The sequence below is a fragment of the Defluviimonas sp. D31 genome (assembly GCF_033436765.1).
Taxonomy (GTDB): domain Bacteria; phylum Pseudomonadota; class Alphaproteobacteria; order Rhodobacterales; family Rhodobacteraceae; genus Albidovulum.
This window is the reverse complement of the sequence record NZ_JAWQFN010000009.1, coordinates 49,764-67,814: the sequence shown is the minus strand read 5'-3', so window position 1 is coordinate 67,814 and position 18,051 is coordinate 49,764. Positions and strand designations below refer to the sequence as shown.

Annotated in this window: 18 protein-coding genes; 10 read left to right on the top strand and 8 right to left on the bottom strand. The window is 68.9% G+C overall.

What is annotated here, in order from left to right:
* The first annotated feature begins 37 nt into the window (after nucleotides 1-37).
* The 4 genes from R5H32_RS15605 to R5H32_RS15590 all read left to right on the top strand — a co-directional run bounded on the left by R5H32_RS15605 (nucleotide 38) and on the right by R5H32_RS15590 (nucleotide 4,313).
* The gene (locus tag R5H32_RS15605; RefSeq protein ID WP_318339616.1) at nucleotides 38-865 is read left to right on the top strand and encodes a purine-nucleoside phosphorylase; all 828 of its coding nucleotides are present in this window, start codon (nucleotides 38-40) and stop codon (nucleotides 863-865) included.
* Complete coding sequence (locus tag R5H32_RS15600) at nucleotides 862-2,184, top strand: amidohydrolase (protein ID WP_318339615.1); 1,323 nt, start codon at nucleotides 862-864, stop codon at nucleotides 2,182-2,184. The genes R5H32_RS15605 and R5H32_RS15600 overlap by 4 nt, the downstream gene beginning before the upstream one ends.
* A gap of 90 nt (nucleotides 2,185-2,274) precedes the next feature.
* Nucleotides 2,275-3,669 carry a sensor histidine kinase gene (locus R5H32_RS15595; protein WP_318339614.1) on the top strand — a complete coding sequence of 465 codons (1,395 nt, stop codon included), beginning with the start codon at nucleotides 2,275-2,277 and terminating at the stop codon, nucleotides 3,667-3,669.
* Nucleotides 3,669-4,313, top strand: a complete 645-nt coding sequence (locus R5H32_RS15590) for a response regulator transcription factor (protein WP_318339613.1) — start codon at nucleotides 3,669-3,671, stop codon at nucleotides 4,311-4,313. Before R5H32_RS15595 ends, R5H32_RS15590 begins: the two co-directional genes overlap by 1 nt.
* Before the next feature lie 6 nt (nucleotides 4,314-4,319).
* On the opposite strand, the gene R5H32_RS15585 is transcribed toward R5H32_RS15590, so the two are convergent.
* The 4 genes from R5H32_RS15585 to R5H32_RS15570 all read right to left on the bottom strand — a co-directional run bounded on the left by R5H32_RS15585 (nucleotide 4,320) and on the right by R5H32_RS15570 (nucleotide 10,426).
* Nucleotides 4,320-5,093 carry a hypothetical protein gene (locus R5H32_RS15585; RefSeq protein WP_318339612.1) on the bottom strand — a complete coding sequence of 258 codons (774 nt, stop codon included), beginning with the start codon at nucleotides 5,091-5,093 and terminating at the stop codon, nucleotides 4,320-4,322.
* Between the two features lie 91 nt (nucleotides 5,094-5,184).
* Nucleotides 5,185-5,778 carry a hypothetical protein gene (locus tag R5H32_RS15580; protein WP_318339611.1) on the bottom strand — a complete coding sequence of 198 codons (594 nt, stop codon included), beginning with the start codon at nucleotides 5,776-5,778 and terminating at the stop codon, nucleotides 5,185-5,187.
* 180 nt (nucleotides 5,779-5,958) lie between these two features.
* Nucleotides 5,959-8,739 (bottom strand): formate dehydrogenase subunit alpha, encoded by a 2,781-nt coding sequence (fdhF, locus tag R5H32_RS15575; protein WP_318339610.1) that lies wholly within the window; start codon nucleotides 8,737-8,739, stop codon nucleotides 5,959-5,961.
* A gap of 1 nt (nucleotide 8,740) precedes the next feature.
* Nucleotides 8,741-10,426, bottom strand: a complete 1,686-nt coding sequence (locus R5H32_RS15570) for an NAD(P)H-dependent oxidoreductase subunit E (protein ID WP_318339609.1) — start codon at nucleotides 10,424-10,426, stop codon at nucleotides 8,741-8,743.
* A gap of 207 nt (nucleotides 10,427-10,633) precedes the next feature.
* Here R5H32_RS15570 and R5H32_RS15565 point away from each other — a divergent pair, with 207 nt between their 5' ends.
* Both R5H32_RS15565 and R5H32_RS15560 read left to right on the top strand, forming a co-directional pair.
* Nucleotides 10,634-10,861, top strand: coding sequence for a sulfurtransferase TusA family protein (locus tag R5H32_RS15565; RefSeq protein WP_318339734.1), 228 nt, complete (start codon nucleotides 10,634-10,636; stop codon nucleotides 10,859-10,861).
* 128 nt (nucleotides 10,862-10,989) lie between these two features.
* The gene (locus R5H32_RS15560) at nucleotides 10,990-11,835 is read left to right on the top strand and encodes a hypothetical protein (RefSeq protein WP_318339608.1); all 846 of its coding nucleotides are present in this window, start codon (nucleotides 10,990-10,992) and stop codon (nucleotides 11,833-11,835) included.
* Between the two features lie 9 nt (nucleotides 11,836-11,844).
* Here the strand turns inward: R5H32_RS15560 and glp are convergent, their stop codons facing one another.
* Genes glp through R5H32_RS15540 form a run of 4 tightly spaced genes read right to left on the bottom strand, consistent with a single transcriptional unit; the run spans nucleotide 11,845 to nucleotide 15,077 of the window.
* Entirely contained in the window at nucleotides 11,845-13,113 is a 1,269-nt protein-coding gene (gene glp / locus R5H32_RS15555) for a gephyrin-like molybdotransferase Glp (protein ID WP_318339607.1), read from the bottom strand.
* On the bottom strand, nucleotides 13,110-13,604 hold the full coding sequence (mobB, locus tag R5H32_RS15550) for a molybdopterin-guanine dinucleotide biosynthesis protein B (RefSeq protein WP_318339606.1): 495 nt from the start codon (nucleotides 13,602-13,604) through the stop codon (nucleotides 13,110-13,112). The genes glp and mobB overlap by 4 nt, the downstream gene beginning before the upstream one ends.
* Nucleotides 13,601-14,212, bottom strand: a complete 612-nt coding sequence (gene mobA / locus R5H32_RS15545) for a molybdenum cofactor guanylyltransferase MobA (RefSeq protein WP_318339605.1) — start codon at nucleotides 14,210-14,212, stop codon at nucleotides 13,601-13,603. Before mobA ends, mobB begins: the two co-directional genes overlap by 4 nt.
* The gene (locus R5H32_RS15540; protein ID WP_318339604.1) at nucleotides 14,205-15,077 is read right to left on the bottom strand and encodes a formate dehydrogenase accessory sulfurtransferase FdhD; all 873 of its coding nucleotides are present in this window, start codon (nucleotides 15,075-15,077) and stop codon (nucleotides 14,205-14,207) included. The genes mobA and R5H32_RS15540 overlap by 8 nt, the downstream gene beginning before the upstream one ends.
* Before the next feature lie 67 nt (nucleotides 15,078-15,144).
* On the opposite strand from R5H32_RS15540, the gene R5H32_RS15535 reads away from it, so the two are divergent.
* The 4 genes from R5H32_RS15535 to R5H32_RS15520 all read left to right on the top strand — a co-directional run bounded on the left by R5H32_RS15535 (nucleotide 15,145) and on the right by R5H32_RS15520 (nucleotide 17,983).
* Nucleotides 15,145-15,651, top strand: coding sequence for a DUF2478 domain-containing protein (locus R5H32_RS15535; RefSeq protein WP_318339603.1), 507 nt, complete (start codon nucleotides 15,145-15,147; stop codon nucleotides 15,649-15,651).
* A gap of 117 nt (nucleotides 15,652-15,768) precedes the next feature.
* A complete protein-coding gene (locus R5H32_RS15530) occupies nucleotides 15,769-16,473 on the top strand; it encodes an ABC transporter permease (protein ID WP_318339602.1) in 705 nt (234 codons plus the stop codon).
* Nucleotides 16,467-17,183 (top strand): ATP-binding cassette domain-containing protein, encoded by a 717-nt coding sequence (locus R5H32_RS15525; RefSeq protein WP_318339601.1) that lies wholly within the window; start codon nucleotides 16,467-16,469, stop codon nucleotides 17,181-17,183. Before R5H32_RS15530 ends, R5H32_RS15525 begins: the two co-directional genes overlap by 7 nt.
* Nucleotides 17,180-17,983, top strand: a complete 804-nt coding sequence (locus R5H32_RS15520; protein WP_318339600.1) for a substrate-binding domain-containing protein — start codon at nucleotides 17,180-17,182, stop codon at nucleotides 17,981-17,983. The genes R5H32_RS15525 and R5H32_RS15520 overlap by 4 nt, the downstream gene beginning before the upstream one ends.
* Nucleotides 17,984-18,051: the final 68 nt, after the last annotated feature.

Sequence of the window (18,051 nt, the reverse complement as noted above, 5' to 3'; positions counted from 1 at the left end):
CGGATGCGATGACCTGCGGAGGAACGGAGAGGCGCGGATGCTGAAGGACAGGATCGAGGCGGCGGCAGAGGCCATCCGCACAAGGACGCCGCTCAGGCCCGAGATCGCGCTGGTGCTCGGCTCGGGCCTCGGGCCCTTGGCCGACGCGGTCGAGGGCGTGGCGATCCCCTTCGCGGAGATCCCGCATTTCCCGCTCTCTACCGCGCCGGGCCACGAGGGGCGGCTGATCCTGGGCCGGCTCTTCGGCCGCGAGGTCGCGGTGATGCAGGGCCGCGTTCACCTCTACGAGGGCTATACGCCTGAGGAGGTGGTCTTTCCGACCCGCGTGCTGGCCGCGCTGGGCGCGGGCACCGTCATATTCACCAATGCGGCGGGCGGCATGAACCCGGAGTACCGCACCGGCGATCTGGTGGTGATCGAGGATCACCTGTCGCTGGCCGTCGCCTCCGGCCTCGACCCCCTGCGCGGGCCGAACGACCCCGCGATGGGCGAGCGTTTCGTCTCGATGAACCGAGCCTACGATCCCGAGCTTGCAGCACTCGCGGCGACGATCGGGAGCCTGCGGCGCGGCACCTATGCCCATGTCGTCGGCCCCTCCTTCGAGCCGCCGGCGCTGATCCGGCTCCTGCGGCTCGCGGGCTGCGATCTCGTCGGCATGTCGACCGTGCCCGAGGTCATCGCGGCGCGGCATCTGGGGATGCGGGTGCTCGCGATCTCGGCTGTGACGAACATCGCGGTGGCGAGCGTCGCCGACGACCATGTGACCAACGAGGCCGAGGTCTGGGAGGCGGCGAAATCCATCCGTCCGCGCCTCGTCGCGCTGCTGGAGCGGCTGATCCCCGCCCTGCCGAAAGGAACTCCATGACCGCCTTTCCGAAGACCGCCGACACGCTGGTCACAAACGCCCGCATCCTGACGATGGATGACGGCTTCACCGAGTTCACCCCGGGCGCGCTTGCCGTGGTGGACGGCAAGATCGCGGCACTCGGTCCGATGGCGGACGCCGCCGGAACGCAGGCGGCCGAGGTGATCGACGCGCGGGGCGGGCTGCTCCTGCCGGGCTTCGTCAATAGCCATTGCCACGCCGCGATGACGCTCTTTCGCGGCATCGCCGACGACCGGCCGCTCGACGGTTTCCTCAAGACGGTCTGGGCGGCGGAGGCCGCGCATGTCACGCCCGAGACGGTCGAGGCCGGCGCCACGCTCGGCTTTGCCGAGATGGCGCTCGGCGGGGTCACCCATGTCGTCGACATGTATTTCCACCCCGCCGCGACGATCCGCGCGGCGGCGAAGCTGGGCGTCGGGCTCACCACCGGCCCGGTCTTCATCGGTTTCGACGGCATCGACCGCTTGCCCTGGCCGGACCGGCTCCGCTTCGCCGAGGATCTGGTCGCCGAGTATCGCGGCGCCGAGGGCGTGGATCTCATGCTGATGCCGCACTCGGCCTATACGCTCGATGCGGGCAAGCTCCGCGAGGTCAGGGCGATGTCGGACCGGCTCGGCGTGCCGGTCCATATCCACGCGGCCGAGGCGCCCTCGGAGATGCGGCTCGTCGCCGATCAGCACGGCACGACGCCGGTCCGGGCGCTCGATGCGGCCGGGCTGATCGCGCCCAGCCTTCTCATCGCCCATGCCGTCCATCTCGACGACGACGAGATCGCGTTGCTCGCGGAGCGCGGCGTGGCGGTCTCGCACTGCCCGCTCTCGAACGCCAAGCTCGCCTCCGGCACCGCGCGGCTCAAGGCGCTGCGCGCGGCGGGGGTGACGCTGTCGCTCGGCACCGACGGCGCGTCGAGCGGCAACGATCTCGACATGTGGAAGGCGATGCGGCAGGCGGCCTTCCTCCAGATCCTCGCCACCGGCGAGCCCGAGGTGCTGCCCGCGCGCGAGATCGTCGCGATGGCGACGCGCGGCGGCGCGGCGGCGGCGGGGCAGGCCGGACGGAAGGGCGTGCTGGCCCCCGGCACGGATGCCGACCTGATGGTGATCGACACGTCCCGGCCGCATCTCGTACCGCTCTACGATCCCTATTCGGCGCTGGTCTATGCAGCAGGGCGCGATGACGTGGTCCATGTCCTCGCCCGTGGCCGCCGGATCGTCTCCGACCACCGGCTGACCGCGCCGATCGGGGATGCGATCGCGAAGGTCCGGGAGGTCGCCGCCCGGATCCGCGCCGGCGGCTGAGCGTCGGACCCAAGTCGCCCGACCAAAGACCGTTTCGCAACCCGACGCAAATGCCTAGAAAGGAAGCGAAACCAGGGACCCGGACGAGCCATGCCGCGATCCATCCTGTCCTGGAGCGACCGCTCCCTCGCCGCGCAGTTCGCGCTGGCGGGCGGCGTGGTTATGGTCCTGTCGATGCTCCTCATCGGCCGCGTCGTCGCAGCGCGGATCGAGGAGAGCGTGGTGCGCAACAGCGCGCTCGCGACCTCGCAATACATGGACAGCATCATCTCGCCGCTGAGCCAGGACATCGCCGAGGCGGACACGCTGCCGCCCGGCGCAAGACGCGCTCTCGACGAGATCTTCACCAACACGCCCCTTGGCGAGCGGGTCGCTTCGTTCAAGCTCTGGAAGCCCGGCGGGCTGGTGGTTGAGGCCACGGACAAGACCATCGTCGGCCGCCGGTTCGAGGTCACCGACAGCCTCGCCCGCGCCTTCGCCGGCGAGGTCCGGGCCGAGTTCCAGAACCTCAGCGACGAGGAGGACCGGGGCGAGAACGCGCTCGGCCTGCCGCTTCTGGAGATCTACAGCCCGGTGCGCGAGGTCTGGTCGGGCGAGGTGATCGGCGTCGCGGAATTCTACGAGGTCGCGACCGGGCTCGAACGCGACCTCGCCGAAGCGACCCGCAACAGCTGGATCTCGGTCGCGCTGGTCTTCGTGGCGATCGGCGGGGTGCTCTTCCTCATCGTATTGCGCGGCAGCCGCACCATCGACCGCCAGCGCGCCGCGCTGACCCGCCAGCTTGGCGAGCTTGAGGCGCTCTCGACCCGCAACACGGCGCTCCGCGAGCGGGTGCAGCAGGCCGCCGCGCGCGCCTCGGCGGCCAATGACCGGGCGCTGCGGCGGATCGGCGCGGACCTCCACGATGGCCCGGCCCAGCTTCTGAGCTTCGCCGCACTCCGGCTCGACGCGCTGCGCGGCCAGCTTGCCGAGACCGGGGAGATCGACGCGGTCGAGCGCGCGGTGAAGGACGCGATCCGCGAGGTGCGCGGCATTTCCAAGGGCCTCGGCCATCCCGACATCGAGGACCGCGGGCCCTGCGAGATCGTGACGGGCGTCGCCGAGACGCATGAGGCACGGACCGGCACCAAGGTCGCGGTCATTTGCGACCTGCCCGATGGGCTCGCGCTGTCGCAGGCGGACAAGATCTGCCTTTACCGCTTCGCGCAGGAGGGGCTGAACAACGCCTGGCGCTATGGCGGCGGCAGGGGACAGGAGATCCGGCTGGACTGCCGCGACGGGCGTCTTGGCCTTTGGGTGCGCGATGCCGGGCCGGGGTTCCCGCCCGAGGACGCGGAGAGGCATGAGGCGGAGGATTTCAGCGGTATCGGTCTTGCCGGGCTGCGCGACCGGGTGGAAAGCCTCGGCGGCAGCTTCACGGCCCGGAACCGGGCGGACGGTGCGGGGGCCGAGATCGGGATGGAACTGGACCTGAGGGGGGCATGATGCAGGAAATTCGTGTGGTGATCGCCGACGACCACCCGCTCTACCGCGAGGGGGTGGCGCGCAGCCTTGCCGACGACTCGGGCATCGCTGTCGTTGGTCAGGGCCAGGACGCCGACAGCGCGGTCGAACTCGTTGCGCGGACCCGGCCCGATGTCGTGCTTCTCGACCTCTCGATGCCGGGCGGCGGCGGCATTGCGGCCCTGCGCCGGATCATGGCGCAGGACGCGCCGCCGAAGGTCGCGATGCTGACCGTGTCGGAGGAGGACGACGACGTGATGCAGGCGCTGAAGGCCGGCGCGGTCGGCTATGTGCTGAAGGGGGTCGGCGCGCGGGAGCTGGTGGCGATCGTCAAGGACGTGGCGCGCGGGCAGTCCTATGTCTCGCCCTCGCTCGCCGCGCGCATCCTCGGCGCGATGCAGGCGGGTGGGGCGACCGCCACCGCCGATCCGCTCGACGATCTGTCGAAGCGGGAGGAGGAGATCCTGCGCCTCGTCGCCGCCGGCAAGTCGAACAAGGAAGTCGGGCGCGCGCTCGACCTGCAGGAAAAGACCGTGAAGCACTACATGACCTCGATCCTGCAGAAGCTGCATGTGCGCAACCGTGTCGAGGCGGCGGTGATGGCGCGCGACCGCTGGAAGAAGTGAGGCGCCCTAGTCGAGCGCCAGCATGGCGCGGATTCGGGCGACGTCCTTGGCGGTGACCGGCCGCCGCGCCACGGTGCGGCCGTTCGGGTCCTTGAGCACATAGGAGCCCTTCGACAGGCTCTCGCGCCAACCGCGGAAATCGGTGATCTCGATCGCGCCGCGGGTCTCGTTCACCTCGACCACGTTCTGGACCCGGCCCTTGCGGCCGCGAGACTTGACCTCGGCGCCAAGCGCCCTGAGCCGCCGCAATTCGCTGCGCCGCGCGGCGTGGCTGTCGAGGAGCCGGCCGCGCGCATCGAGCCGTTCGAAGCGGCCGTTGCGGATGCGCTCGATGCGGCCGTCGTCGAACTGGATATGGATGCCGTCGCCGCCGAAGACCGTGACGCCACCGCCCGAACGGCCGCTTGGCGATCCGCCGCCGGGGCCGGAATTGCCCCCGGAGCCGGAACTGCCGCTGGACCCGGAGCCCGAGCTGGAACCGCCGCCCGGACCGGAATTGCCGCCGGATCCGGAACTGCCGCTGCCGGAGTTGTCGTCTGAACCGTCATCATCCGAGCCGCCGCCCGGCCCGCTGTTACCGCCGGATCCGGAACTCCCGCTGCCGGAGTTGTCGTCCGAACCGTCATCATCCGAGCCGCCGCCTCCCGGCCCGCTGTTGCCGCCGCTTGAACCGCTCTTGGCCAAAGCACTGCCCGCCGCCGCCCCGGTCAGCTCGCCGACAAGGGCCGCCCCGCCCCAGAGGAGCACAGCGGTGAGAATGAGGATCGCCACTTGGCGCACTTCTGTCTCCTGTCGGCCCCGGGCCGCGGCGGCGCCGGACCTGCGAAACCCCGGGCCGATGCCCGGGGCCATCATACGCGATTTCGTGCCGTCAGTTCAGCCCGAGAAGCCGGTCGAGATCGGCCTGGGTCGCGGGGCGCTCCTCCACCGTCCGTCCGGCCGAGTTCTTGCGCTGGAAGCGGCCATTCTCGATCTCCTGCTTGGTGCCGTCGGAGAAGGTGACCTCGACGCCGTTGGCCGAAACCTCGAACTTCGTGACGCCGCCGCCGCCCGCGCCGCCGCCACCGCCCGCAGCGCCACCCGTGCCACCCGTGCCACCCGCAGCGCCACCGGTGCCACCCCCGGCCGCCGTGTCGTCGGTGCCGTGCCCGCCGTGGCGGCGGCCGCGATCGTCGTCGCTGTCATCGCTGTCATCGCTGTCATCGCTGCCGTCGTCGTCGCTGCCGCCGCCGGGGCCGCTGTTTCCGCCGTCGTCGTCGTCGCTACCGCCGCCGGAACCGCTGTTGTCATCGCCGCCGCCATTGCCGTCCTTGCCGCTGCCGCTCTTGGCGAGCGCCATCGACGGCTTCAGGGCGACGAGGCCACCGTCGGGCGCGGCGCCGAACTGGAAGGGCAGCGCGACGAGCATCGCCGCCGCGCCGAAGAGGACCGCGAACCGGGTCGGTTTGAAGGTGTCGTGTTGCATGGCTGGTCTCCCTGAAGCGCGCGCCGGGTGTCGGCGTCAGGGATTTGGTCGCATGAGCGGCCCAGATAGAGAAAGGTCGCCGGGACTGGTGCCGGCGGCCTTCGGACTTCTTCGCCGCATCCGTGCGGCGATGGTCGGGCGGGGCGACCGGACCTTGGTCCGATCGCCACGCCGCGAGCCTCACTCGGCCGCGATGCCCTGATCCGCCTTCTCGACCTTCACCGCTGCGAACTTGAACTCCGGGATCTTGCCATAGGGATCGAGTGCCGGGTTCGTCAGCACGTTCGCCGCCGCCTCGACATAGGCGAAGGGAACGAAGACCATGTCCTCGGCGATCGCCCGGTCCGCCCGCGCCATGATCTCGATCGAGCCGCGCCGGGTCGAGAGCCGGATCCGCTCGCCCGGCGCCACGCCGAGACGCTTCAGCGTGTCGGGATGGAGCGAGCAGTTGGCCTCCGGTTCCACCGCGTCGAGCACCGCCGAGCGGCGGGTCATCGAGCCGGTATGCCAGTGTTCGAGCTGGCGGCCGGTGGTCATGATCATCGGGTACTCGGTATCCGGCAGTTCGGCCGGCGAGATGACCGAGGCGGGCGTGAACTTCGCCCGGCCACCGGCACGCGGGAAGCCGTTGCCGAAGACGATCGGCTGGCCGGGATCCTCGGGCGAGAGTGACGGGTAGGTCACCGCGCCTTCGCGCTCCAGCCGCTCCCAGGTGATGTTGTCGAGCGACTTCATCGTCTGCTTCATCTCGGCGAAAACCTCGGACGGGTGCTCGTAGGTCCAGCCCAAGCCGATCCGGTTGGCGAGCGCGGTGGTGATCGCCCAGTCCTCGCGCGCCTCGCCCGGAGGCGTCACGGCGGCGCGGCCGATCTGCACCTGCCGGTTGGTGTTCGTGACCGTGCCGTTCTTCTCGTAGAAGGCGGCGGCGGGCAGGATCACGTCGGCATAGTTCGCTGTCTCGGTCAGGAAGATGTCCTGCACGACGAGATGCTCGAGCATCCCCAGCGCCTCGCGCGCATGGTTGAGGTCGGGGTCCGACATCGCCGGGTTCTCGCCGAGGATGTACATGCCCTTGATGTCGCCGTGATGGACGGCATCGAGGATCTCCGTGACCGTCAGCCCCTTCTCGTTCGAGAAGTCGCCCGAGCCCCAGACGCCGGTGAACTTGCCCCGGACCCCGTCGTCGGTGACGGTCTGGTAGTCCGGCAGGAACATCGGGATGAGGCCCGCGTCGGACGCGCCCTGCACGTTGTTCTGGCCACGGAGCGGGTGAAGCCCCGCGCCCGGCCGCCCGACATGGCCGCACATCAGCGCAAGCGAGATGAGGCAGCGCGAGTTGTCGGTGCCGTGGATGTGCTGGGAAACGCCCATGCCCCAGAAGATCATGCCCGCCTTGCCGCCCGCGAACTCGCGCGCGACCTGGCGCAAAGTGTCCGCCGGGATGCCGCAGATCGGTTCCATCTTCTCAGGGCTGAAGTTCTTCAGATGGGCCTTCTCGGCTTCCCAGTTCTCGGTATAGGCCTCGATGTACTGGCGGTCGTAGAGCTCTTCCTCGACGATCACATGCATGATCGCGTTGAGCATGGAGACATCCGCGCCGGGACGGAACTTCAGCATGTGGGTGGCGAAGCGGCGCAGACCCACGCCGCGCGGATCCATGACGATCAGCTTGCCGCCGCGCTTGGTGAACTGCTTGAAGTAGGTCGCCGCGACCGGGTGGTTCTCGATCGGGTTGCAGCCGATGACGATGGCGACGTCGGCATTCTCGATCTCGTTGAAGGTCGCCGTCACCGCGCCGGAGCCGACGTTCTCGAGCAGCGCCGCCACCGAGGAGGCATGGCAGAGCCGGGTGCAGTGGTCGACGTTGTTATGTCCGAAGCCCTGGCGAATGAACTTCTGGAAGAGATAGGCTTCCTCGTTCGAGCACTTGGCCGAGCCGAAGCCAGCGATGGCGCGGCCGCCGTTCTTTTCGGCGAGCGATTTCAGCCCGTTCGCGGCGGCGTCGAGCGCCTCTTCCCACGAGGCTTCTCGGAAGTGCTCGGACCAGTTCGCCGGATCGACGTTCAGCCCCTTGGCCGGCGCGTCCTCGCGGCGGATCAAGGGCTTTGTCAGCCGGTGCGGGTGGTGGATGTAGTCGAAGCCGAAGCGGCCCTTGACGCAGAGCCGGCCCTCGTTCGCGGGACCGTTGATGCCCTCGACATACTTGACCTTCCCGTCCTTCACTTTCAGCGAGACCTGGCAGCCGACGCCGCAGAACGGGCAGATCGAGGTGGTCTCGCTGTCGAAATCGGCGCGGTCGCCGATCTGTGCCGCATCGACGACGGTCGCAGGCATCAGGGCGCCGGTCGGACAGGCCTGCACGCATTCGCCACAGGCGACGCAGGTGGACTGGCCCATCGGGTCGGCCATGTCGAAGACCGGGTAGGCGTCATGGCCGCGACCGGCCATGCCGATCACGTCGTTGACCTGGACCTCGCGGCAGGCGCGGACGCAAAGCCCGCAGGAGATGCAGGCGTCGAGATTGACGCGCATCGCCACATGGCTGTCGTCGAGAAGCGGGATCCGCTCCTTCTCCACCTTCGGGAAACGGCTCGTCGAGACGCCGCTGGCCTCGGCCATGTCCCAAAGATGCGCCGACTTGTCATGCGCCTTCGCCTGTTCCGGCTGGTCGGCGAGCAGGAGCTCCATGACCATCTCGCGCGATTTATTGGCGCGCTCGGTGTCGGTCTTGACCACCATGCCGTTCGCCGGGTTGCGGCAGCAGGAGGCGGCGAGCACACGCTCGCCCTCCACTTCCACCACGCAGGCGCGGCAGTTGCCGTCCGGGCGGTAGCCGGTCTGGTCCTTGTGGCAAAGATGCGGGATCACCGTGCCTTCGCGCTTGGCGACTTCCCAGATCGTCTCGCCCGGCTGGGCCGTGACGTCCTTGCCGTCCAGGGTGAACTTGATTGCGTCGGTCATGTCAGACCTCATCCGGGAAATGTTTCATCGTCAGGCGGATCGGGTTCGGGGCAGCCTGCCCGAGCCCGCAGATCGAGGCGTCGCCCATGACCTGGCAGAGGTCTTCCAGGAGCTCGGCGTCCCACTTGTCGGCCTGCATCAGCTTCACCGCCTTCTCGCAGCCGACCCGGCAGGGCGTGCACTGGCCGCAGCTCTCGCTCTCGAAGAAGCGCAGCATGTTGAGCGCTGCGGCCTTGGCCGAGTCCTTGTCCGACAGCACCACAACGGCGGCGGAGCCGATGAAGGTCCCATGCGGCTGGAGCGTGTCGAAGTCCAAGGGGATATCGGCCATCGAGGCAGGCAGCAGGCCCGAGGACGGGCCGCCCGGCTGGTAGGCCTTGAAGGAGTGGCCCTCGGCCATGCCGCCGCAGGCCGCGATGATGTCGGTGATCGTCGATCCGGCGGGCAGCAGGTAGACGCCGGGCTTCGCCACGCGGCCCGAGACGGAGTAGCTCCGCAGGCCCTTGCGCCCGTTCCTCTCGGTCGCGTTCAGCACTTCCGGCCCCTCGCGGAGGATCCGGGTGACCCAGTGCAGCGTCTCGACGTTGTGGACGAGCGTCGGCCGGTCGAAGACGCCGACGGCGGCGACATATGGCGGGCGCTGGCGCGGGATGCCGCGCTTGCCCTCGATCGATTCGATCATCGCCGATTCTTCGCCGCAGATATAGGCGCCGGCGCCACGGCGCAGCTCAACCTCGCCCTTGAGGATGATGCCCGCATCCTCCAGCGCCGCGATCTCGCGCCGCAGGATTTCCAGAACGGCCGGGTATTCGTCGCGCATGTAGATGAACGAGCGTTCCGCCTCGACCGCCCAGGCGGCGATCAGCATGCCTTCCAGCATCAGGTGCGGGTTCCGCTCAAGATAGTAGCGGTCCTTGAATGTCCCGGGCTCGCCCTCATCGCCGTTCACGGCGAGGTAGCGGATGCCCGGATTGGCGCGCACGAAACCCCATTTGCGGCCCGAGGGGAAGCCCGCGCCGCCAAGCCCGCGCAGCCCCGAGGCGAGCACGGTCTCCTGCACCTTCTCCCAGTTGCCGGACTTGCGAAGCTCGGCGAGCTTCTCGTAGCCGCCCGCCGCGCGATAGGCGGCGAAGTCCTCGTAGGCCGGGATCTCGGCGTGGAAATGGCCGTCCTTCAGCGCCGCCTCGACCTTTTCGGGCGTGGCGTTGTCGATATGCTTGTGGCCGATCTCGAGAACCGGCGCGGTGTCGCAGCGGCCCATGCAGGGCGCGCGCAAGACGCGGATCTTCTTCGGGTCCATGCCCTTTTCCAGCGCGGCGATGAGCTGCTCGGAGCCCGCCAGCTCGCAGGAGAGCGATTCACAGACCCGGATCGTCAGGTCGGGCGGCGGCGTCTCGCCCTCCTTCACGGGGTCGAAATGGGCGTAGAAGGTCGCGACCTCCCAGATCTCGGCCATGCCGGTGCCAAGCTCCTCGGCCAGCGCCCGGATATGCGGCGCCGAGAGGCAGCCGTACTTGTCCTGGATGAGGTGCAGATACTCGATCAGGAGATCGCGCCGGCGCGGGCCCTCGCCCAGAAGCGCGCGGACCTCGGCCCAGGCCTGATCCTCGAGCTGCCGCCCCTTCGGCGTCTTGCGCCCCTTGCCGCGTCCCGATTTCCAGACACCGCCCTTGTCGTCCAAAGCCATCGCCGTTTTCCGTCCTTTGCCCGCCAGATTGGCCAGTCCACTGTCTTGAGCGCCGGTTTTCTCAAATCGACGCGACCGGATCAATTCCGCGATCTCGTCAACTGATAGATATTTTCTATCGAAACGCTCAGATTCCAGTGAATATACTTCTCATGATCCGCGCGAGGGTGATGGACAGGATGCGGCGTTTTGCATATCTCCGACGTCATGGAGTGGGATCAGGAAATCGATGCGACCGGACTTCTGTGCCCCCTGCCGGTCCTGAAGGCGCGCAAGCGGCTGATCGGCATGGCGCCCGGAGCTGTGCTGCGGCTCATCGCGACCGACCCGGCCGCGGTGATCGACGTGCCGCATTTCTGCAATGAATCCGGTCATGTGCTGCTCGCCTCCGACGAGCAGGACGGCGCGCAGATCTATCTCATCCGCCGCGCCTGACACCTGCCGTCATTGCGCGCGAGTAACGGATTCTTAATACACGTAAAAAGCGTGATCTCGCCAGAATTCCGCCGTTATCGACACCTAGCGATCATCGCATTGTAGCGAGAAACTTGGGTGACTCCATGATGTTGCGGAATTTAATGATCGCCGGCGCGATGCTGATCGCCTGCGGTACGGCCGCCGAGGCAAGGCGGAGCAGCGGCTCTGCAGGCGGAGAGGCGTTGACCTTCATCGCCGAGACCGATTTGAGCCCGGAGGAGGGGAAGCCGCTGTCTCTCTGCCGGCTCGACCAGCAGCACGGCGTTTTCTACATCCCCCTTATTTCCTATGCCAAGGCCTACGTGCTGGCCGAAAACCGCTGTGATACCGACGAGTACCGCAACCTCAACGAGGGCGGACTCGCCCTCATGCAGGAGATGGGGGTCGTACCGAGGGATATTCCCGCCGAACCGACGGTCGGATGGCGCGGCAATCTGATCAACGCTGTGGTGACGGCGCTGCTGGCAATCCTCTTGTTCGTAGGGTGGCGGAAGAAACGCTCGGCTGCACAGGCGCCGCGGCCGCAATCGGCCAAACCGCCGGTCGAACCGGACCGGCCTCAGCATGCCTCACCTCTCGATGCCCTCATGGCGCGTCTCGGTAGCGCCGTCGTCACTGCCGGCGCGGCCGACGTGAAGCGGGTGGAACTTCTGGAATCGATCTGCTCCAAGGTGCAGGGCGGGCGCGTCGGCATGAACGGCGCCCTCGCCATCGTCGCGCGCGCGAAGGGCGATCTTTCGGAGGCCGAGATTGCCGGGCTTGGCCGGCGGCTCAGTGGCGACCAGCGCGAACTGGTGCTCTCCGCCGCCGCTCTCCTGTCTTCGGAGAACGGAAGGCTTCTGCCGGAATCGGCGGGCTTCGTGGAGCGCCTGTGGCGCGGGCTGTCGATCCCGCAGGCGAAGGCGCAGCGGATCATCGCCGAGGCGGTCTGAGCGCCCCCGTCAGAGCCCGAGCCCGGAGTAGGGCAGGAATCGCACGGGATTGCCGGGCGCAACGCTCATCGCGCCGTCCGGCAGCTCGACAAGACCGGTGGCCCAGGCCAGCCCGCTGATCCGGCCCGAGCCTTCCGAGGCGAAGACCTCGACCCGGCCGTCCGCACCGATCCGCGCGCGCAGGTATTCGCGCCGCCCGGCCTTCTTGGTCTTGGTGAATCCGGCCGGCAGCGTCACCGCCAAGGGCTCGGCCCAGCCCGCACCGGCCATCAGGCCGAGCGCGGGACGGGCGAAGATCGCTGCGCAGACAAAGGCAGCGACCGGGTTGCCCGGCAGGCCGAAGACCGGCACGCCGGACCAGAGCGCGAGTGCGAGCGGCCGCCCTGGCTTCATCGCGATCCGCCAGCTCGAAAGCCTGCCCTTTGCGCTGAGAAGCGCCGAGACGTGGTCCTCGTCGCCCGCCGAGGCGCCGCCCGAGGTCAGGATCACGTCGGCCTCGGCCGCGCCGCGGTCGAGCGCCGCCGCGATCAGTGCCGGGTCGTCGCGGACATGGCCGAGGTCGACCGGCACCGCGCCCCAGGCGGCGGCGAGTGCCAGCAGCATCGGCCGGTTCGCGTCGTAGATCTGGTGCGGCAGGGCAGATTCGGCGGGCTCACCCACGATCTCGTCCCCGGTCGAGAGCACACTGACCCGGAGCCGCCGCACGACCTCGACCTCGGCGACCCCGAGCGCCGCCAGCAGCGCGAGATCGGGCGCCCGCAGCCGGTGGCCCTTGGGCAGCGCCAACGCGCCCTCGGCCACGTCCTCGCCGGCCTTGCGGGTATTGGCGCGCGGCTTCACCGGCCCGTCGAAGGCGACCACCGATCCATCCGTCGCGCAATCCTCCTCTAGCACAACGGTGTCGACGCCCTCGGGCAGGATCGCACCGGTAAGGATGCGGATCGCATGGCCCGCCGGGACGGCGCCATCATAAGGCTGCCCGGCGGCGGCGCGGCCCGCGACGAGCGGCAGGCGCTGCACGCCCGCCCCGGTCGCTTCATGGGCGAAGCCGTAGCCGTCGACCGCCGAGTTCGGGCGCGGCGGGTTCGAGCGGAGGGCATGGACGTCCGCCGCCAGCACCCGGCCCGAGGCGGCGGCGCTGGTGACCCGCTCGGTCTGCGTGACCGGCGCGAGCGCGTCGCGGAGCCGGGCGAGCGCTTCGTCCACCGGCACCCATTCCACGCCCTGCGGCATGGCGAAGCAATCGTCGCGCAGGCGCGGCGGGATCAACTCGCTCACAGCCCGACCTCCTTCAGGATGAAATCGGCAATGGTGCCCACGTCGTCGAGGTGAAAGACCGGCACCGACAGACCCTCGGGCGCGGCATTCGACGCGACCGCCCGGACCGAGGCGTTCTCGCCCGCCAGAAGCGGCCGCCCGGTCTCGTGCCGGTGCGCCTCGACCTTCGCATGTGGCTCGCGCTTGTAGCCCTCGATCAGCACCAGATCGACGGGAGAGAGCTTCGTCAGCAGGTCGGCCAGGGGCGGCTCCCCGGCGTCGCGCAACTCGTGCATCAGCGCCCAGCGAACGGGCGAGGCGACCAGCACCTCGCGCGCCCCCGCCTGCCGGTGGCGGAAGCTGTCTCGGCCCTCGTGGTCGATCTCGGTCGCGTGGTGGGCGTGCTTCACGGTCGAAACGGCAAAGCCCCGCCCGGTGATCTCGGTCACCAGCCGCTCCATCAGCGTGGTCTTGCCGGAGTTCTTCCAGCCGGTGACCCCATAGACCCTCATGCCGCCCCCACGATCCGCTCGGCCTCGGCGATATCCTCGGGCGTGTTGATGTTGAAGAAGGGATCGAACGGGTCGGCGGAAAACTCCGCGATGCCCGCCCCGTGCCGCTCGGTCCAGAGGACGATCTTCCTCAGGCCGCCTTCCAGCGCCGCGCGCAGGTCGTCGCGCAAGGCCACGGGCCAGAGCCCGAAGGTCGGGTGCTGCCAGAGCTTGCCGGTCTCGTCCGGGCTCGCCGCCAGTGCGAGCCCCGAGGGGCCGGCGGCGGCCTGAAGTCGCGCCACGAGATCGGCGGGAAAGAACGGCGTGTCGGCGGCCACCGTGACGATCGCTTCGGCGCCGAGCCCCGCCGCCCAGTCGAGCCCGGCGAGGACGCCGGCGAGGGGACCGGGATAGTCGGGTAGGCTGTCGGCGAGGACAGGCAGCCCGAACTCGGCGAACCGTGCCGGATCGCCGTTGGCGTTGATCGCGAGCGGGCCGCACTGGGGGGCAAGCCGCGCGATCACATGGTCGAGAAGCCGCTTGCCCGCGACCACCTTCAGCCCCTTGTCGCCGCCGCCCATCCGCGTCGCGAGTCCGCCGGCAAGGATGACGCCCGGCACGTTACTCATCACCGGCCCCCTTCCTGCGGTGCCTGGACCCTTCCTCCGGCACCGTCGCCGGATCGACGTCCCGCACCAGCCGCTCCTCGCCCGCAAGGCAGACGAACCTCTGCCCCCGCATCCGGCCAATGAGCGTCAGCCCCACCTGCCGCGCGATTTCCACCCCCCAGGCGGTGAAGCCCGAGCGCGAGGCGAGGACCGGGATTCCCATCTGCGCGGTCTTGATCACCATTTCCGAGGTCAGCCGCCCGGTCGTGTAGAGGATCTTGTCGCCGGCCTCGACTTCATGGCGAAAGAGGAACCCCGCGATCTTGTCCACCGCGTTGTGGCGGCCGACATCCTCCATGTAGACCAAGGGCCGGTCGCGCTCGCAGAGCACCGTGCCGTGGATCGCGCCCGCCTCGAGATAGAGCGAGGGCGTCGTGTTGATCGCCTTGGCGAGCGCGTAGAGCCAGCTCGTCCGGACCTCCGCCTTCGGCAGCACCAGCCCGTCGAGCCCCTCCATCATGTCGCCGAAGACCGTCCCCACGGCGCAGCCGGAGGTCCGGGTCTTCTTCTTCACCTTCTCTTCGTAGGACGTCGCGCGCTCGGTCCGGACGACGACCGTCTCGATCTCCTCGTCGTAATCGACGCCCGTCACCACGTCGTCGGCCTTCAGCATCCCCTGGTTGCGCAGGAACCCGAGCGCCAGGTAGTCCGGGTAATCCCCGATCGTCATCGCGGTGACGATCTCCTGGGAATTCAGGAAGATCGTCAGCGGGCGCTCCTCGACCACCGCGATCTCGGTCACCGCACCGGTCTGGTCGGTGCCGGTGACGCGGCGGGTCAGCCGCGGGTCGGCGGGGTCGGGCAGGATTGGCAGGCGAGGCGTCATGGGAGAGCTTTCCGTTTGGCGCGGCATCTTGTATTCCGGCGGGAGCGGTTTCAAGGGGATCGGAGACATGCTCGGCTATGTCATCGCGGAAGGCAGGGGCGCGGCGGACCGCGTGCTGGCCGAGGTGGCGCGGCAGCTTCACGACGAGGGCTGGCCGCTCGCGGGCGCCGTGCAGGTGAATTCCGAGCGCGGCGAGATGCATCCCTGCGACATGGACCTGCATGTGCTCGCCGCTGACCGGATCGTGCGGATATCCCAGAATCTCGGGGCGCTCGCCAAGGGCTGCCGGCTCGATCCCTCGGGGCTCGAACAGGCCGTCGGCATCGTCGAGGCGGCCCTGGACGCGACGCCGCGCCCGCGCCTTCTCATCGTCAACAAGTTCGGCAAGCAGGAGATCGACGGCCGCGGCTTCCGGCCGGTCATCGGCCGGGCGCTGGCGTCGGGCGTGCCGGTGCTGACGGCGGTGAACGCCGCCAACCTGCCCGGGTTCGAGGCCTTCGCCCATGATTTCGCCGAACCGATTCCGCTCGATTTCGCTCAAATCCTCGGCTGGTGTCGGAACGCGGCGACCTGACGTTGCTTTGCACATGGCGAACATTTTTTCCCCGCGCAAACGCAGATTGACCGTTTTCAAAGGCTTGCTGCCCTCTTAAGCAAGGCGCTCAGGGACGGCGACAGGGAGCCGGGCGCGATGAACGACATCTTCGAGGGTCTGACCCAGGCGGCACGCCTCGTCGTGACGCTCGATGCCGATCTTGCCGAGATCACGCTGCGCTCGCTCCAGGTCACCGTCACCGCGACGCTGATCGCCTCGGCCATCGGCCTGCCCTTGGGTGCCTGGATCGCTGTCAACCGCTTCCGCCTTCGGCGCATCGTCATCGTGGTCCTGAACGCGCTCATGGGCCTGCCGCCGGTCGTCGTCGGCCTCGTCGTCTATGTCATCCTGTCGCGGGCCGGACCCTTGGGCGTCCTCGGGCTTCTCTTCACGCCGACCGCGATGATCATCGCCCAGGTGATCATCATCACGCCGATCATCGCCTCGATATCGCACCAGGCGATCCGCGAGCTCTGGGCCGATTACCACGACCTCCTGATCTCGCTTCACGCCACGCGCCGCCAGCGCATCGCCACGCTTCTCTGGGACGGGCGGCGGGCGCTGATGACCGCCTCGCTCGCAGGCTTCGGGCGGGCGATCGGCGAGGTCGGCGCGATCATGATCGTCGGCGGCAATATCGACCACGCGACGCGGGTGCTGACCACCGCGATCGCGCTCGAGACCGGCAAGGGCGATTTCGGCCTTGCGCTCGCCCTCGGCTTCGTGCTGATCGCGCTCGCCATCGCGGTGAACCTCGCGCTGCATGTGCTCTCGGGCACCGAAAGGGGCAGCCGATGGTAAGCCCGATCCTGCCGCTCACGCTCGAAGAGGTGGAACTGCGCCGTCAGGGCAAGCGCATCCTCGGGCCCGTGACCTACACGCTCGATGGCGAGGGGATCACCATCGTCATGGGGCCGAACGGGGCGGGCAAGACCTCGCTCCTGCGTTGCATGCACGGGCTCGAACGCCTCAGCCGTGGCCGGATGCGCTGGCAGGGCGACGAGGACAGGATCCGCGCCCGCCAGGCCTTCGTCTTCCAGACCCCGATCCTGATGCGGCGGAGCGTCCTCGACTGCATCGCCTATCCGTTGATCCTCGACGGGCTCTCGCGGCGCGAGGCGCGCAAGGCGGCCGAGCGGGAGGCGGAGATCGTCGGGCTGAAGGTGACGCTCAATGCCCCCGTGACCGTGCTCTCGGGCGGCGAGCGGCAGAAGATGGCGCTCGCCCGCGCGCTGATCCGCGCGCCCGAGGTGCTGTTTCTCGACGAGCCCTGCGCCAACCTCGACCTGCATTCGACCGCCGAGATCGAGCGCGTGCTGACCGGCGCCCGCGACAGGGGCACCCGCATCGTCATGTCGACCCACAATGTCGGCCAGGCCCGCCGCCTCGCCGACGACATCCTCTTCCTCTCCGATGGCCGCCTGATCGAGACCGGCTCCCGGGACGCGTTCTTTGCCGGGCCGGGAACGCCGGAAGCCAGGGCCCATATCAACGGAGATCTGTTGCCATGACATTCAAGACCGCCATTGCCGCCATCTCGGCGCTCTGGCTCGCGACCGCCGCCGGGGCCGAAGAGCTCAAGATGGCCGTCACCACGTCCTTCGCCAATTCCGGCCTCGCGGAAATTCTTCTGCCCGAGATCGAGAAGGACACCGGGATCATCGTCGAGCTTCTCGTCGTCGGCACCGGCCAGGCGCTGAAGCTCGGCGAGGCCGGCGACGTCGACGCCGTCCTCGTCCATTCGAAGGCCGCCGAGGAGGAATTCGTCGCCGCCGGCCACGCCACCCACCGGCGCGAGATCATGTACAACGACTTCGTCGTCGTCGGCCCCGCCGCCGATCCGGCGGGCGTGAAGGCGGCGACCGCCGCGACCGAGGCCTTCGCCGGGATCGCGGCGGCGCAAGCCCCCTTCGTCAGCCGCGGCGACGACAGCGGCACCCACAAGGCCGAACTGAAGCTCTGGAAGGCCGCCGGGGTCGAGCCCGCGGGCGACTGGTACAAGGCCGTCGGCCAGGGCATGGGTGCCGCGCTGAACACCGCGGCCGGGATGGACGCCTACATCCTCTCGGACCGGGCGAGCTGGCTCAACTTCGAGAACAAGGCCAACCTCGGCCTCCTCTTCGAAGGCGACAAGGCGCTCTTCAACCAGTACGCCTACCTGCCGGTCAACCCCGAGAAGCACGCGCACGTCAAGGCCGACGCCGCAAAGGCGCTCGAGGACTGGCTCACGAGCGACAAGGCCAAGGGCCTGATCGAGGGCTACAAGATCGGCGACCAGCAGCTCTTCCACTTCAACGCGGAAGCGATGTGAGAGGCGGCCGCCGCCGTACCGACGCAGGGCATACGTCCGCTGTACGCTAGCTGCACGATTGTCCGACG